Origin of the sequence: Nocardioides sp. YIM 152315, assembly GCF_029210375.1 — a bacterium.
In the GTDB taxonomy this organism is placed as follows: domain Bacteria; phylum Actinomycetota; class Actinomycetes; order Propionibacteriales; family Nocardioidaceae; genus Nocardioides.
Genome location: NZ_JARGER010000037.1, coordinates 394,499 through 409,605, shown reverse-complemented (window position 1 = coordinate 409,605; position 15,107 = coordinate 394,499). Strand labels below are relative to the sequence as shown.

Below are 15,107 nucleotides of genomic sequence, written 5' to 3'. Positions count from 1 at the left end.
CGACACTAGCCCGCGAACCCACGTCGCGGATCACCCTCCCGACCCACGTGTGCCCGACGACGCGGAATCGCGCGTGTCAGGCAGACGACCCCAGCTCGATCGCGTGCCGGAGCACGCCCGTGAGCGGGGCGGGCAGCCGGTCGGGCTCCAGCGCCTCCACGAGCAACGCCGCGTAGCGGTGCTTGCGCCCGGCCTGCGACCCCATGAACCGGCGCAGCACCGCGTCGCGCGTCCACAGCCGCTGGGCGGGCATGCCGGCGAGGAGCTCCAGCGACCGGGCCTCGCCGGCGGCGGCGATCACGTCTTCGACGCCCGCGACGCCGAGTGCCCGGATCAGCTCGTCCTCGAGGTCCGCCGTGCACCGGAAGAAGCCGTCGACCGGGACGCCGGCCGCGGTCAGTCCGCGCCGCACGATGGGCTCGGCGGGCGCGTCGTACAGGCCGGCAAGGGGTACGCCGAGCCCGCACGGCCCGTAGCGCAGCGCGAACGACCGGATGTTCGTGATGCCGCCGAGCACCACGACCTCGACGCCGTCGGCCGCGAGGTCGCGCCCGACGCGGCGGGCGAGGGTGTGCAGGGCGTGCCGGTCGCTGTCCCCCTCGACCAGCACGACCGCCCGCGGTGCCTCCATCGGGTCACCCGAGCGCCCGGTACGTCGTGCCGGCGGCGAGGTCACGCGACATGCAGCCTTGGTAGCGGTCAGTCCCGCACCCGCACCACCGATTTACCGAGCGTCCGGCGCTCCTCCATGTCGATCAGCGCCCGGCCGAACCCCTCGAGCTCGTACGTCGAGCCGATCGGCGGCTTGACGACGCCGGACTCCATCATCGGCAGCAGCGCGGACCACTGCTGCTGCATGTAGCCGGGGCGCACCATGGCGAAGGCGCCCCAGCCGACGCCGCGGACGTCGACGTTGTTGAGCAGCAGCCGGTTGACCTTGACCTCCGGGATGCCCTGCCCGGCCGCGAACCCGACCACCAGCAGGCGGCCCTGGGTCGCCAGGGCGCGCAGCGAGTCGGTGAAGACCGCGCCCCCGACCACGTCGACGACGACGTCGACCCCGCGTCCGCCGGTGAGCTCGAGCGCGGCGTCCTTGAAGCCGTCGAGCAGCACGGCCTCGTCGGCACCGGCGGCCCTGGCGATCGCCGCCTTCTCCTTGGTGCTGACGACGGCGATCGCGCGCGCGCCGTACCCCTTCGCGACCTGGATCGTCGCCGTGCCCACTCCGCCCGCGGCCCCGTGCACGAGCACGGTCTCGCCCTCGCGGAGCCGGCCGCGCTCGGCGAGCGCGAACTGGGCGGTCAGGTAGTTCATCGGCAGGGCCGCGCCCTCGTCGAAGGACAGGCTGTCGGGCAGCGCGAACGTCGTGTCGGCGGGGCTGGCCACCCGCTCGGCGGCGTTGCCGTGGCCCGCGACGCCGGCGACCCGCTGACCCGGCTCGAACCCCGCGGGCCCCGACACGACCACGCCGGCGAAGTCGACGCCGAGCGTGAACGGCGGCTCCGGCCGGAGCTGGTACTGCCCCTTGCTCAGCAGCAGGTCGGGGAACGAGATCCCGACCCGGTGCACGTCGACGAGGACCTCCCCGTCCTTCGGTGTCGGCTCGGGGACGTCGGTGACGACGACGTCGGCGGGACCGGTGGGCTGGACGACCTGGACGGCTCGCATGGGACCCGACAGTAACGTCAGCCGGGATTGACCAGCTCACGCATCTCGAAGTGCATCGGGTCGGTGTAGCCCCAGCGTCCGCCCCAGGTGAAGCCCCAGTGCTCGAAGGCGGCGACGACGCCGCGGTCCATCTCGCCGACCGTGCCGCGCTGGTTGCCGGGGACGTTGAGGTCGAGGGCGAGGCCGAAGGCGTGGTTGGAGAGCTTGGTGGACCCGGCGATGAAGCGCGGGTAGTAGCAGCCGGCGTACTCACCGGGGTGGATCTCGTCGGCCAGGCCGCGGTCGACGACCTCCTGCAGGGCGGCCCGCAGCTGCGGGAAGATCAGCCGGTTGCAGGTGACGGCCCCCAGGATCGGCACCTGCTCGGTGGTGATGTGCGACGCGACCCAGGCGGGCTCGGGGGCGATCCGGCCGCCGCCCAGCACCGAGTAGCGGTAGATGCCGACCGCGTCGGCGACGGTGCCGACCACGACGGCGGTCTGCACGACGTCGGGGTCCAGGCCCTCCCGGGCCACGACGTCGGTCATCTGGACCGAGGCGTCCGCCCCGCTGAGCGCGCGCTGGATGGGCCTGCGCAGCGTGTCGGGCGAGCGGCCGCCGGTGCGGATCAGGAGCGCGTTGCCTTCGGTCATCTCGAGGTCGGGGATCCAGGTCTCGTTGACGACCGCATCGACCAGCGGGGCCTGCTCGGCGTGCGCGCCGATGTGGACCGCCGGCGCCGCCTTCGTGCTGCCGAGGTCGACGAACCCGTGGTCGTCGACGGGCACCCGGCGTACCAGCCGCGGGTCGACGGCCAGCTCACCGGCCGCGACCCGGCGCCAGACCTCCTGGCTCTCGGCCACCTCCCGCAGCGTGTAGTTCCGGTACGTCGCGGGGTCGACCGCCGCGACCTGGAGCGCCCGGTTCTGCACGACGACCTGGGCGAGGGAGATCGACGCGACGTCGAGCACCCCGGGGACCGCCCGGATCGCGGCCGCCGTGCTCGGTTCGATCGTCCGGGCGCTGGTGACCACGATGTCGGGATAGCCGACGACGCCGGTACGGCGCCCGGGGGGCTCGACCGCGTGCTCGGGGTCGAGGGTCGGGCCGCTGGGCGGCGTCGCCGTGTGCGCGGCGGACGACGGGTCCGCCGGCTGGTCGTCGGCGCGCGACGAGCCGTCGCACGCGGTCGCCGTCCCGCTCGCGAGCAGCACGAGCGCGAGCGCTGCGGCACGCAGTCGCCCCGTCACTCGTCCTCCCCCGGCCTCACCGGACCAAGGGTAGGCGGCCGGCCCGCCAGGCTCAGGCCGACCAGCGCACGCCCTCGGCCGTGACGTCGGCCGGCGAGTAGACGCCGCTCAGCTCGGGCCGGCGCACCAGGAGCTCCGCGAGACCGCGGGCCCGGGTGACGGCCCGCGGCTCCCAGGCCGGAGGCGGGTTGTCGTCGGAGCGAGCCGCCATGGCGATGGTCCTGTCCTCGTTCTCCACGCGGAGCCCCCTTTCGGTCGCGTCGGCACGGGAGGGTCGACACCCCCCTTGTTCCCGCAAGGGGGGTGTTCGACACGGCGGGCGTCGCCCCGGGCGCTCAGCCGGCCCGGCGGCGCCGGATCTCCGCGTTGATCGCGGGCACGACCTCGTGCAGGTCGCCGATCACGGCGTACGTCGCCTTGGTGACCATGGGGGCCTCGGCGTCGGTGTTGATCGCGAGGATCGCCTTGGCCGACGAGCAGCCGGCCCAGTGCTGGATGGCGCCGCTGATGCCGCAGGGGATGTAGAGGTCGGGCGAGATCCGCGAGCCGGTCTGGCCGACCTGCTCGTGGTGCGGCCGCCAGCCCAGCGACGTGACGACGCGCGAGACGCCGAGCGAGCCGTCGAGCAGCTCGGTCAGCTCCAGCAGGTCGGCGAACCCGTCGGCCGAGCCGGCGCCGCGGCCCGCCCCGACGACGACCTTCGCGGACTTCAGGCTGCCCGACAGGTCGGGCTCCGGCGCTTGCGTCGACACCACGCGCGCGACCAGGTCGGCGGGGTCCACATCCGGTCGCTCGACGACGACGTGCGCCCCGCCGGCGGCGGCCGCAGGCGCGGCCTCGACGGCGTGGCCGGCGACCGTGAACACGGCCGGGCGATCCGCCAGCCGCATCTCCTCGAGGGCGGCACCGCCGACGACCTGGCGGGTGACCGTGAACGGCGAGAGCCCGGAGAACGACAGCACGTTGGCCGCCATCGCGACCCCGGCGCGGGCGGCGACGTGCGCCATCACCTCGTTGCCGCGCGGGGTGCCGGCCGCCATCACGACGACGGCGTTCTTGGCGGTGCGGACGCCGAGGACGCCGGACGCCCAGGCCGCCCCCGCGAACGAGTCGAACGCCTCGCCGGTGAGCGCGTGGACGTCGCGCACGCCGTACGCCGCGAGCTGGTCGACGAGCGCGGCCGACGGCTCACCGACGACGACGGCGTCGATCGGCACGCCGCCGCCCGCGTCGGACAGGGAGCGCGCGAAGGTCACCGCCTCCCGCGAGACCTCGACGGCGGCGCCGGACAGGTCGGTCTCGACCAGCACCACGATCATCGCGCGAGCACCCCCAGCCGCTCGAAGAGGTCGACCACGGCCGGCGCGGCCTCCGCGCCCTTGCCCAGGACCTGCACGTCGGAGGGCGCCGGGGGCGGCAGCAGCAGGCGCACCCGGCCCGGCCCGGCGGGCTCGGCGGTGGGCTGCCGCTCGTCGATCGGCACCTTCTTGGCCTTCATCCGGCCGGGGACGGTCGGGTAGCGCGGCTCCACCCCGCCCTCGAGCACGGTGACGACCGCCGGGAGCGGCAGCCGGTAGGTCTCGTGGCCGTTCGGTCCGGCGCCGTCGGCGACGATGGTGCCGTCCTGCACCGACACGGTCGCGACGCCGTTGACCACCGGCCAGCCGAGCTCGTAGGCGAGCCGGATGCCGACCTGGAAGTCCCCGCTGTCGGCGGCGTCGTTGCCGAGCAGGACGAGGTCGTGATCGTGCTCGCGGACGACTGCGGCCAGCTCGCGCGCGACGTCGGCGGGGCCGAACGTCTGCGGGTCGGCCACGACGTGCGTCGCCGCGGTGCAGCCGACGGCGAGCGCGGCACGCAGCTGCTCGACGGCGTCGGCGTCACCGAGGGTGACCACCCGTGCGTCGCCGATCTGGACGGCCAGCTCGACGGCACACTCCTCGTGGGCGCTCATCGTGAAGCCGGCGTACCGGCCGTCGACGGCCTGGCCGTCGTCGGTCAGCACCACCTCGCTGGAGCTGTCGACGACCCGCTTGACGCAGACCAGTACGGAAGTCATGACAGTCCCCCGAGGCGAACGGGGGTGTTCATCGAATGCGCTCGTTGGTCGGGTCGAGCAGCGGGGTCGCGTCGACCGAGCCGACGGTCACCGGGTAGAGCTCCTCCATGTAGGACACGGCGAGCTCGTTGCCGATCACCGCCTCGCTCGGGGGCAGGTAGGCCAGCAGCAGGTGCCTGCCGAGCGAGGGCGCGGAGCCGGCCGACGTGACGTACGGGTGGTGGCCGTGCCCGTCGGTCAGGGACTCGCCAGACCGGGTCAGGACCGGCTCGCCGCCGAGCATGTACCGCTTGATGCCCGACGCCGACGTGTGGTCGTCGACGACCAGCGTGCACAGCACCGTCTCCGGGGCACTCTCACGTTGGGCCAGGTACGCCGCCCTGCCGACGAAGTCGGCCGCCTTCACCTTGGGTCGTTGCATGCCGGCCTCGACGATGCTGCGCTCGCCGTCGAGCTCGAACCCGAACGCGCGGTAGCTCTTCTCGATGCGGCCGGTCGTGCCGTAGACGCCGATGCCGACCGGGACCGCGCCGTGCGCGGCGCCGGCGTCGAGGAGGGTGTCCCACAGTCCGGCGGCGTCGTCGGCCCCGACGTACAGCTCCCAGCCGAGCTCGCCCACGTAGGAGATCCGCGACGCGAGCACCGGCGTGCCCTTGACCTGGAGGTCGCGGCAGGTGAGGAACCCGAACCCCGCGTCGCTCACGTCGTCGGAGGTGAGCGAGGCGAGGATGTCGCGCGACCGCGGGCCCCAGAGCCCGAGTGTGACGACGTCGGCGGTGCGGTTGGTCAGCGTGGTGACGCCGTCGGCCGGCACGTGGTCGCCGAACCACTTGCGGTCGGCCGGGCCGTGCGCCGCACCCGTGACGACGCGGAAGTGCCGGTCCCCGAGTCGCATCACGGTGAGGTCGGAGCGGAAGCCACCCCCCGGGTCGAGCACCGGCGTGTAGACGACCTTGCCGACCGGTACGTCGCACTGGGCCACGCAGACGGTCTGCACGGTCTCGAGGGCGCCCGGCCCGGCGATGTCGAAGACCTCGAACGCCGAGAGGTCGATGACGCCCGCGGCCTCGCGCATGCGCAGGTGCTCGGCGTTGATGATCGGGCTCCACCAGCGGGCGTCCCACTCGTGCTCGCGGGGCATCACGGCGTCGCCGTACCGCTCGAGGAGACCGGCGTTGGACTCGTACCAGTGCGGGCGCTCCCAGCCGCCGGTCTCGAAGAACACCGCGCCGAGCTCCGCCTGCGACGCGTGCATCGGCGAGCACCGCTGGTCGCGGTCGGACTCGTACTGCTCGGCCGGGTGGACGATCCCGTAGGTCTTGATGAAGGCCTCGGTGGTGCGCAGCCGGGTGTGCTCGCGCCGCATCTGGTGGGGGTGGAAGCGGGCGATGTCGCTGTGGCTGACGTCGATCTCGGAGTGGCCGTCGACCATCCACTCCGCGACCGCGCGGCCGACACCCGGGCCCTCCTTGATCCAGACCGCGGCCGCGGTCCAGAGCCCCTTGACCAGACTTTCGCCGAGGATCGGGTTGCCGTCGCAGGTCAGCGACAGCAGGCCGTTGATGGCGTAGCGCATCTCCGCGCCCTCGGCGCCGAGCAGCTCGGGCATCAGCTCGTAGGCCTGCTCGAGCTGGGGGTCGAAGTCGTCGGAGGTGAAGGGCATCTCGGTCGGCGACAGCTTCGCCTGCTCGATCGAGGGGATGTCCTCGGGCTCGTGGAGGATCGCGCGGTGCGCGTAGGAGCCGACCTCCATGTCGGCGCCGTGCTGGCGCTCGTAGCAGAAGGTGTCCATGTCGCGGACGATCGGGAAGGAGATCTCGCCCTCCCGCTCGGCGAGCTGCGGGCAGGGTCCGACGCTGATCATCTGGTGCACGGCCGGGGTCAGCGGGATCGAGATGCCAGCCATGTCGCCGATCTTCGGGCTCCACACGCCGCACGCGATCACGACGTACTCCGCCTCGATGTCGCCGCCGTCGGTGCGCACCCGGCGGATGCGGCCGTCCTCCACGTCGAGGCCGGTGACCTCGACGTTGGGGACCACGGTCAGCGCGCCGGTCTCGAGCGCGGCCTCCCGCATGATCGTGCCGGCGCGCAGCGAGTCGACGACGCCCACGCTCGGCGTCCAGAAGGCCCCGATGAACTGGTCCTCCTCGATGAAGGGCACCTTCTCCTTCACGAACGCCGGGTCGACCAGCTCCGCCTCGATGCCCCACGCCTTCGCGCTCGACATGCGGCGCCGGAGCTCCTCCATGCGCTCCTCGGTCCGGGCGAGCTCGAAGCCACCGGACTCGGTGAAGACGCCCATCTCCTGGTACTGCCGCACCGAGTCGAGCGTCAGGTCGGTGATCTCCCGGGAGTGGTCCACCGGGAAGATGAAGTTCGAGGCGTGCCCGGTGGACCCGCCCGGGTTGGGGAGCGGGCCCTTGTCGAGCTGCACGATGTCGCGCCACCCGAGCCGGGCGAGGTGGTGCACGAGGCTGTTGCCGACGATGCCGGCGCCGATCACGACGACCTTGGCCGAGGCGGGGACGGTGGCCATGAACACTCTCCGGTCTGTCCATTCGGTTGCGCAATACGCAACGCGATTCGTAATACGAAACTGTTTCCAGCATCACCCCGTGCCACGGGAGGGGTCAAGGCCGACCCGCCCGAAAGTTTCGGGCGGGTCGGCGTGGAGGTGCGGGGTGGGGTCAGCCGAGCCAGGCGTCGACCTTGTCCTGGTTCTCGTCGACCCACTTCGCCGCGGCGTCCTCGGGCGACATGCCGTCCTCGGAGATGTACTTCGCCACGACGTTCTGGTCGTCGTTGGTCCAGCTGAAGTTCTTGACCAGGTCGACGCCGGCGCCGCCCTCGTCGGCCCACGAGGTCGAGACGACCTTCTTCAGCGTCGTCTCGGGGTAGTCGCAGTCGACCTTGGCCGGGTCGTCCTGGCAGCCGTCCTCGTAGGGCGGCAGCGCGACCCGCTCGAGCGGCACGTCGGCGAAGAGCCACTGCGGCTCGTAGAAGTAGCCGATGAGGAACTCCTTGTTGTCCTCGGCCTTCTGGAAGGCCGTGATGCTGGCGGCCTCGCTGCCGGAGAAGACGACCTTGAAGTCGAGGCCGAGGTTGCTGACGATCGCCTCGTCGAACTGGACGTACGACGGGTCCGCGCCGAGGAACTGGCCCTTGCCACCCGACTCGCTCGTGGCGAAGTCCTTCGCGTAGTCGTTCAGGTTCTCGTAGTCGAGGATGTCGGGGTGCTCCTTCGCGAGCCACGGCGGGACGAACCAGCCGATGATGCCGACGTTGCCGTTCTCCCCGAAGTCCTCGGCGCTGCCGTCGCCGGAGTCGGCGAAGAACTTCTTCTCCAGGTCCGGGTGGCCCCAGTCCTCGATGATCACGTCGACCTCGCCGGTGCCGAAGCCCTGCCAGGAGACGTCCTCCTTGAGCTCCTTGTAGGTCACGGTGCAGCCGATCGACTCTGCGACCGCGCCCACGACGTACGCGCTCGCCTCGTAGCCGACCCAGGGGTTGACCGCCATGTTGATGTCGCCGCAGTCGCCCGCCTCGGCCGCGGCCGACTCGTTGGCCTCGGTCTCCTCGTCGATCGAGCCGCCGTCGCCGCAGCCCGCCAGCACGAACGTCGCGCACGCCGCGACGGCCGCCAGCCTGGTTCCCGTCCTCTTCCGCATTGCATCTCCTCCGTCGTCGCGAGTGCGAACCCTGGTGATCCCTAGTTCCGAGCCTTGGTGCCTGGCGAGCCGCCCTCCGTGCGGGCGGCCGCCGCGCGGCAGATGCGGTCGACCATGATCCCGATCAGCACGATCGTGATGCCGGCCGCGGCGCCCTTGCCCCACTCCTCCGAGCGGGAGAAGCCGAGCACGATGTCGTAGCCGAGCGCACCCGCGCCGACCATGCCGCCGATGACCGCCATCGACAGCACGTAGAGCAGTCCCTGGTTGGCGGCGAGCACGAGCGAGCCGCGGGCCATCGGCAGCTGGACCTTCGTGATCTCCTGCCAGGCCGTCGCACCGGTCGAGCGGGACGCCTCGATGGTCGTCGGCGCCACGCCCTTGATGCCGTCGGCGACCAGCTTGACCGCGACCGGCCCGGCGTACACGACCCCCGCCACGATGGCGGTGAAGCGGGTCGGGCCGAAGAGGGCCAGCATCGGGATCAGGTAGACGAAGGGCGGGATGGTCTGGCCCGCGTCGAGCAGCGGGCGGAGCACCAGGTCGACCGCGCGTCGCCGGGCCATCCAGACACCGAAGACGACGGCCAGGACCATCACCAGCAGCGTGCCGACCAGCGTCATGGTCAGGGTGATCATCGCGTCGTGCCAGAGGTCGAGGTACCAGATGCCGGCCAGGCAGACGACGGTCGGGAGGACCGCTCGCACGCCACCGAAGACGAAGGCCAGCAGCAGGATCGCCAGACCGGTGACGTACCACGGCGACTCGGCGAGCAGGGACTGCATCGGGTTGAGCAGCACGCTGCTGATGAAGTCCTTGAAGCCCTCGGTCACGCCCTGGAAGGTGTCGGTGAACCACTCGGTGAAGGAGTCGACGGCGTCGGCCAGCGACGGCCCCCACGAGGTCTCGCGGAACTCCGCGGCCCAGAAGTACTGACGGGACAGGTAGACCGCCACCAGCGCCAGCACGGCGGTGGCCGCCAGCACGATGCGCCGCCGGCGCAGGTCGATCCCGCCGCGGGCGGCCTTCTCCGAGGCCTCGCTGGCGGCCGTCGTGGTGCGGTCGAGCATCACCGCCATGACCACGATGAGCATGCCGGGCACGAAGGCGCCGCCGACGTCGATCCGGGTCAGCGCGGCCAGCACGGGCTGGCCGAGGCCGGGCCCGTCGACGAAGGCGGCGATCGTGGCCATCGACAGCGCGGCCATGATCGACTGGTTGACGCCGACGACGATCGTCTTGCGGGCCATGGGCAGCTGGACCTTGCGGAGCCGCTGGCCCCGGGTCTGGCCGGAGGCGTCGGTCGCCTCGATGGTCGTGGCCGAGACGCTGCGGATGCCGTGTCCGGCGATCCGGACGATCGGCGGGAAGGCGTAGAGGACCGTGCAGACCACCGCCGCCGAGGCGCCGATGCCGACGAAGAGCACGACCGGCAGCAGGTACACGAAGGTCGGCATCGTCTGCAGGATGTCGAGGACGACGTTGATGGCCGCGACCACCGCCGGTCGCCGGGTCGTGCCGAGCCAGATGGCGAAGGGCATCCCGATGAGCACCGACACGGCGACGGCGACGAAGGTGACGATGAGCAGGTCCATCGAGTCGGACCAGTAGCCGAAGAGCCCGAAGGACACGAAGGAGGCGCCGACCAGGATCGCGATGCGCCAGCCGGCGACGGCCAGACCGACCCAGGTCGCGATCGCGGTGACGCCGAGCCAGCCGATCTGCGGCACGGGCCGCGGCAGGTCGGGCACCGAGATCATCCGTTGCGCCCAGTCGACCAGGTCCACGAAGGCCTGGCCGATGTTGTAGGTCAGCTGGATCAGCGGGTTGGTGTCCCGGCTCGCGAGCACGTCGTCGCGGAAGCCGGTCAGCGTCTCGTGCAGGTCGGTGTGCTCCCGGCCCGGGAGCGCGAGCGTGTCCTGGCCCTTGGTGACCAGGTAGACCAGGATCCATACGCCGACGACGACCAGGGCCCAGGCCCAGCGCGGCATGCTCGGGCGTTCGCGGACGACGGGCGGCTCCGCGTCCGGCTCGACCCGGGGCGGGGTGAGGGTGGCCGTCATGCGGGGTCCCCGACAAGTTGTGCGCGGAGCGAGCGCAGCGAGTGGAGCGTGGAACTTGACGGGGTGCTCATGCGGGGTCCCCGACAAGTTGTGCGCGGAGCGAGCGCAGCGAGTGGAGCGTGGAACTTGACGGGGTGCTCATGCGGAGACTTCCTCCTCGGCGACCACGACCCGGAGGATCGCGTCGTCGTCGACGATTCCGACGAGCTCACCGCCGTCGACGACCCGCACCGGGTGGTCGGAGGCCAGCGCGGCCTGCGCCGCCTTGCGCACCACGGTGTCGGAGGTCATCACCGGGCCCTCCGACGAGTCGTCGGGCCGCGGCTCGCGCATCACCCACTTGAGCGTGAGCACGTGCGACTTCGGCACCTCGGAGGTGAAGTCCTTGACGTAGTCGTCGGCCGGGGCGCCGACCACCTCGTCCGGCGTACCGATCTGCACGACCTCGCCGTCGCGCATGATCAGGATCCGGTCGCCGAGCTTGAGCGCCTCCTGCAGGTCGTGGGTGATGAAGACCATTGTCTTGCCGAGCTCGTGGTGGAGCCGGATCACCTCGTTCTGCATGTCCCGCCGGATCAGCGGGTCGAGCGCCGAGAACGGCTCGTCGAAGAGCAGGAGCGACGGGTCGCTGGCGAGGGCCCGCGCCAGGCCGACGCGCTGCTGCATGCCGCCGGAGAGCTGGTCGGGGTAGGACGCCTCGTATCCGGAGAGGCCGACCAGGTCGACGACCTCCGCGGCCTTGGCCCGGCGCTCCTTCCTCCCGACGCCACGGACCTCGAGTCCGTAGGCGACGTTGTCGATCACCTGGCGGTGCGGCAGCAGCCCGAAGTGCTGGAACACCATCGACGCATGGGTACGCCGCAGGTCCCGCAGCTCGCCCTCGCTCGCCCTCATCACGTCGCGGCCGTCGATGGCGACCTCGCCGGCGGTCGGCTCGATGAGGCGCGTCAGGCAACGCACCAGCGTCGACTTGCCCGAGCCGGACAGGCCCATCACGACGAAGACCTCGCCGGGCGCGACCTCGAAGGACACGTCCCGGACGCCGACCACGCAGCCGGTCCTCTCCTTGAGGTCGGCACGCGAGAGGTCGGCGTCCGGCGTGCCGACGATGCGGTCGGAGCCGCGGCCGAAGATCTTCCAGAGGCTCCTCACGGACAGTGCGGCATCGCTCATCGGGACTCCTCGGGGTAGAGCGGCATGCCGTCGCGGTGGCGGTAGTACGGCGCGTCGGCGGGCGGGAGCGGCGTGTTGCCGGCGATGAGGTCCGCGGCCTTCTCGGCGACCATCATCACGGGGGCGTAGATGTTGCCGTTGGTGACGTAGGGGAAGACCGACGCGTCGACGACCCGCAGGCCCTCCACGCCGTGGACACGCATCGAGCCCGGGTCGACGACGGCCGACTCGTCGACGCCCAGCTTCGCCGTGCACGACGGATGCAGCGCGGTCTCGGCGTCGGCGCGGACCCAGTCGAGGATCTGCTCGTCGGTCTCGACCCGGCGGCCGGGCGAGAGCTCCCCGTCGTTGTAGGGCTCGAACGCCGGCTGGTTGAGGATGTCGCGCGCGACGCGGACGGCCTCCACCCACTCGCGGCGGTCGTTGGGCGTCGACAGGTAGTTGAAGAGGATCGAGGGGTGCTGGCGCGGGTCCCGCGACCGGATCCGGACGTGGCCGCGGGTGTCGGCGTACATCGGCCCGATGTGCACCTGGTAGCCGTGTCCCTCGGTCGGCGCGGACCCGTCGTACCGGATCGCGACGGGCAGGAAGTGGAACATCAGGTTGGGGTAGTCGACGTCGTCGTTGCTGCGACAGAATCCACCGCCCTCGAAGTGGTTGGTCGCCCCGAGCCCGCGGCGATGGACCAGCCACTGGTAGCCGATCCCCGGGCGCCGCCGCCACCGCAGGCCGGGGGCGATCGACACCGGCTGCTTCGAGGCGTACTGGATGTAGACCTCGAGGTGGTCCTGGGCGTTGGCGCCGACCCCCGGCAGGTGCTGGACGACCGGGATCCCGTGCTGTCGCAGCAGCTCGGCGTCGCCGACGCCCGAGAGCTGGAGCAGCTGCGGGGTGTTGATCGCGCCGCCGCAGAGGATCACCTCGCCGGCCTCCGCCGTACGCCGGACGCGGCCGGCGCGCAGGTAGTCGACCCCGACGGCCCGGGTGCCCCGGACGCGCACGCCCGTGACGAAGGCCAGCGTCTCGACCCTGAGGTTGCTCCGATGCCTCACGGGGTGCAGGTAGGCGCGCGCGGCCGACAGCCGTCGGCCGCGGTGCACGTTGCGGTCGAACCTGGCGAAGCCCTCCTGCCGGTAGCCATTGACGTCGTCGGTGAGCGGGTAGCCGGCCTGCTGGGCCGCCTCGAAGAACGCGCCGAAGAGCGGGTTGTCGGCGGGCCCGCGCTCGAGGACGAGCGGACCGTCGCCGCCGCGCCAGGGATCGGCGCCGTTGCTGCCGTCGGGGAGCAGCAGGTGCTCCATCCTCTTGAAGTAGGGCAGGCAGTGGAGGTAGTCCCACTTCTTCATCCCCGGGTCCGCGGCCCACCGCTCGTAGTCCATCGGGTTGCCGCGCTGGAAGATCATGCCGTTGATCGACGACGAGCCGCCGAGGACCTTGCCGCGCGCGTGGAACACCCGGCGGTCGTTCAGGTGTGGCTCGGGGTCGGTCTCGTAGCGCCAGTCGTAGAGCCGGTTCCCGATGGGGAAGGGCAGCGCCGCCGGCATGTGGATGAAGGGGTCGATACGGAAGTCGGACCGGCCGGCCTCGAGGACCAGCACCGAGGTGCCGGGGTCGGCGGAGAGGCGGTTGGCGAGTGCGCACCCGGCCGAGCCGCCACCCACGATGACGTAGTCGTACCTGTCGCGGGTCATGCCCACCCCCGGGCTCACGAGAACCACCTCTGCTCCTGGGGGCGGATGTTGTGCCAGACGTGCTTGGTCTCGCGGTACTCATCGAGTCCGGCCCGCCCGAGCTCGCGGCCGACGCCCGACTGCTTGTAGCCGCCCCACTCGGCCTGCGGCACGTACGGGTGGTAGTCGTTGATCCAGACCGTGCCCATCCGCAGCCGGCCGGCGACCCGCTGGCCCTTGCCGGCGTCCTGCGTCCAGACCGCGCCGGCCAGCCCGTAGATCGAGTCGTTGGCGATGCGGACGGCGTCGTCCTCGTCGCGGAACGTCTCGACGGTCAGCACCGGCCCGAACGACTCGTCCTGCGTGACCGACATGTCGCTGCGGCAGCCGTCGAGGATCGTCGGCAGGTAGTAGAAGCCGTCGGCGAGCGCCGGGTCGTCGGGGCGGCGTCCGCCGGTGCGGAGCACGGCGCCCTCGGCGAGTCCGCGTGCGACGTACGCCTCGACCTTGTCGCGGTGGGCGGCGCTGGTGAGCGGGCCGGTCTCCGCCTTGTCGTCGAACGGCCCGCCGAGCCGGATCCGCTCGGCGCGGTCGACGAGGCGGTCGACGAAGTCGTCGTGGATCTCCTCCTCGACCAGCAGGCGCGCGCCCGCGGAGCAGACCTGGCCCGAGTGCAGGAAGACCGCCGTCAGCGCGAAGTCGAGGGCGACCTCGAGGTCGGCGTCGGCGAACACCACGTTGGGGTTCTTGCCACCGAGCTCGAGCGCCACCCGTTTCACCGTCGTCGACGCCGCGGCCATCAGCCGCCGTCCGGTCTCCAGGCCCCCGGTGAAGGAGACGAGGTCGACCCGGGGGTCGGTGGCCAGCGGGACTCCGGCCGTCGCTCCAGCACCGAGGACGAGGTTGCCCACGCCCGCCGGCAGCCCGGCCTCCTCAAGCAGGCGCATCAGGTGGATCGCGGTGTGCGGCGTGAGCTCGCTGGGCTTCAGCACGAAGGTGTTGCCCGCGGCGAGGCACGGCGCGACCTTCCACGAGACCTGGAGCAGCGGGTAGTTCCACGGCGTGATGAGGCCGCAGACGCCGACCGGCTCGTGGACGATGCGGCTGACCACGTCAGGGTTCCCGGTGTCGACGACCCGTCCGGCGTCCTCCGTTGCGACCCGGCCGTAGTGGCGGAGCACCGCGACGACGTCGGCCACGTCGTACGCGCTCTCGACGAGGCGCTTCCCGGTGTCGAGCGACTCCTGCCGCGCGACCTCGTCGGCGTCGCGCTCGAGGAGGTCGGCGAGCCGGAGCAGCAGGTCGCCGCGCTCGCGACTCGACGCCCGTGGCCAGGGACCGTCGTGGAAGGCGCCGTACGCCGCCGCGATCGCGCGCTCGGTGTCGGCGGCGCCGGCCTCGTCCACGGTGGCGACCAGGGCGCCGTCCGCCGGGCACCTGATCTCGCGGCGCGCCCCACCCACTGCGCCCGTCCACGCGCCGTCGAGGTAGAGCTCGGCCACCGGCACCCCATTCTGCGGGGACAACCCATGTTGCGTATGCCGCAACACGATGCTCTCCGCGCAACTGGTTCT

Annotated in this window: 12 protein-coding genes; all 12 read right to left on the bottom strand. The window is 71.9% G+C overall.

Annotation, left to right across the window (positions count from 1 at the left end; translation table 11 throughout):
• Positions 1–76: 76 nt before the first annotated feature.
• The 12 genes from PZ894_RS13515 to PZ894_RS13460 all read right to left on the bottom strand — a co-directional run bounded on the left by PZ894_RS13515 (position 77) and on the right by PZ894_RS13460 (position 15,035).
• Positions 77–631: a TOPRIM nucleotidyl transferase/hydrolase domain-containing protein gene (locus PZ894_RS13515; RefSeq protein WP_275745515.1), complete on the bottom strand. Its 555-nt coding sequence runs from the start codon at positions 629–631 to the stop codon at positions 77–79.
• A 68-nt stretch (positions 632–699) separates the two neighbouring features.
• Positions 700–1,668 carry an NADPH:quinone oxidoreductase family protein gene (locus PZ894_RS13510; RefSeq protein WP_275745514.1) on the bottom strand — a complete coding sequence of 323 codons (969 nt, stop codon included), beginning with the start codon at positions 1,666–1,668 and terminating at the stop codon, positions 700–702.
• Positions 1,669–1,685: 17 nt separating this feature from the next.
• Positions 1,686–2,897, bottom strand: a complete 1,212-nt coding sequence (locus PZ894_RS13505) for a M15 family metallopeptidase (protein WP_275745513.1) — start codon at positions 2,895–2,897, stop codon at positions 1,686–1,688.
• A 52-nt stretch (positions 2,898–2,949) separates the two neighbouring features.
• Positions 2,950–3,135: a hypothetical protein gene (locus PZ894_RS13500; RefSeq protein WP_275745511.1), complete on the bottom strand. Its 186-nt coding sequence runs from the start codon at positions 3,133–3,135 to the stop codon at positions 2,950–2,952.
• A 97-nt stretch (positions 3,136–3,232) separates the two neighbouring features.
• A complete protein-coding gene (locus PZ894_RS13495; protein WP_275745509.1) occupies positions 3,233–4,216 on the bottom strand; it encodes an electron transfer flavoprotein subunit alpha/FixB family protein in 984 nt (327 codons plus the stop codon).
• The gene (locus tag PZ894_RS13490) at positions 4,213–4,956 is read right to left on the bottom strand and encodes a hypothetical protein (protein ID WP_275745507.1); all 744 of its coding nucleotides are present in this window, start codon (positions 4,954–4,956) and stop codon (positions 4,213–4,215) included. Before PZ894_RS13490 ends, PZ894_RS13495 begins: the two co-directional genes overlap by 4 nt.
• Positions 4,957–4,984: 28 nt before the next feature.
• Positions 4,985–7,495, bottom strand: a complete 2,511-nt coding sequence (locus PZ894_RS13485; protein WP_275745505.1) for an FAD-dependent oxidoreductase — start codon at positions 7,493–7,495, stop codon at positions 4,985–4,987.
• 151 nt (positions 7,496–7,646) lie between these two features.
• Positions 7,647–8,627 carry an ABC transporter substrate-binding protein gene (locus PZ894_RS13480; RefSeq protein WP_275745502.1) on the bottom strand — a complete coding sequence of 327 codons (981 nt, stop codon included), beginning with the start codon at positions 8,625–8,627 and terminating at the stop codon, positions 7,647–7,649.
• Positions 8,628–8,668: 41 nt separating this feature from the next.
• Positions 8,669–10,690: an ABC transporter permease subunit gene (locus tag PZ894_RS13475; protein WP_275745501.1), complete on the bottom strand. Its 2,022-nt coding sequence runs from the start codon at positions 10,688–10,690 to the stop codon at positions 8,669–8,671.
• 138 nt (positions 10,691–10,828) lie between these two features.
• Positions 10,829–11,863, bottom strand: coding sequence for a glycine betaine/L-proline ABC transporter ATP-binding protein (locus PZ894_RS13470; RefSeq protein WP_275745499.1), 1,035 nt, complete (start codon positions 11,861–11,863; stop codon positions 10,829–10,831).
• A complete protein-coding gene (betA, locus tag PZ894_RS13465; RefSeq protein ID WP_275745497.1) occupies positions 11,860–13,572 on the bottom strand; it encodes a choline dehydrogenase in 1,713 nt (570 codons plus the stop codon). The genes PZ894_RS13470 and betA overlap by 4 nt, the downstream gene beginning before the upstream one ends.
• On the bottom strand, positions 13,569–15,035 hold the full coding sequence (locus tag PZ894_RS13460) for an aldehyde dehydrogenase family protein (protein WP_275745495.1): 1,467 nt from the start codon (positions 15,033–15,035) through the stop codon (positions 13,569–13,571). The genes betA and PZ894_RS13460 overlap by 4 nt, the downstream gene beginning before the upstream one ends.
• Positions 15,036–15,107: the final 72 nt, after the last annotated feature.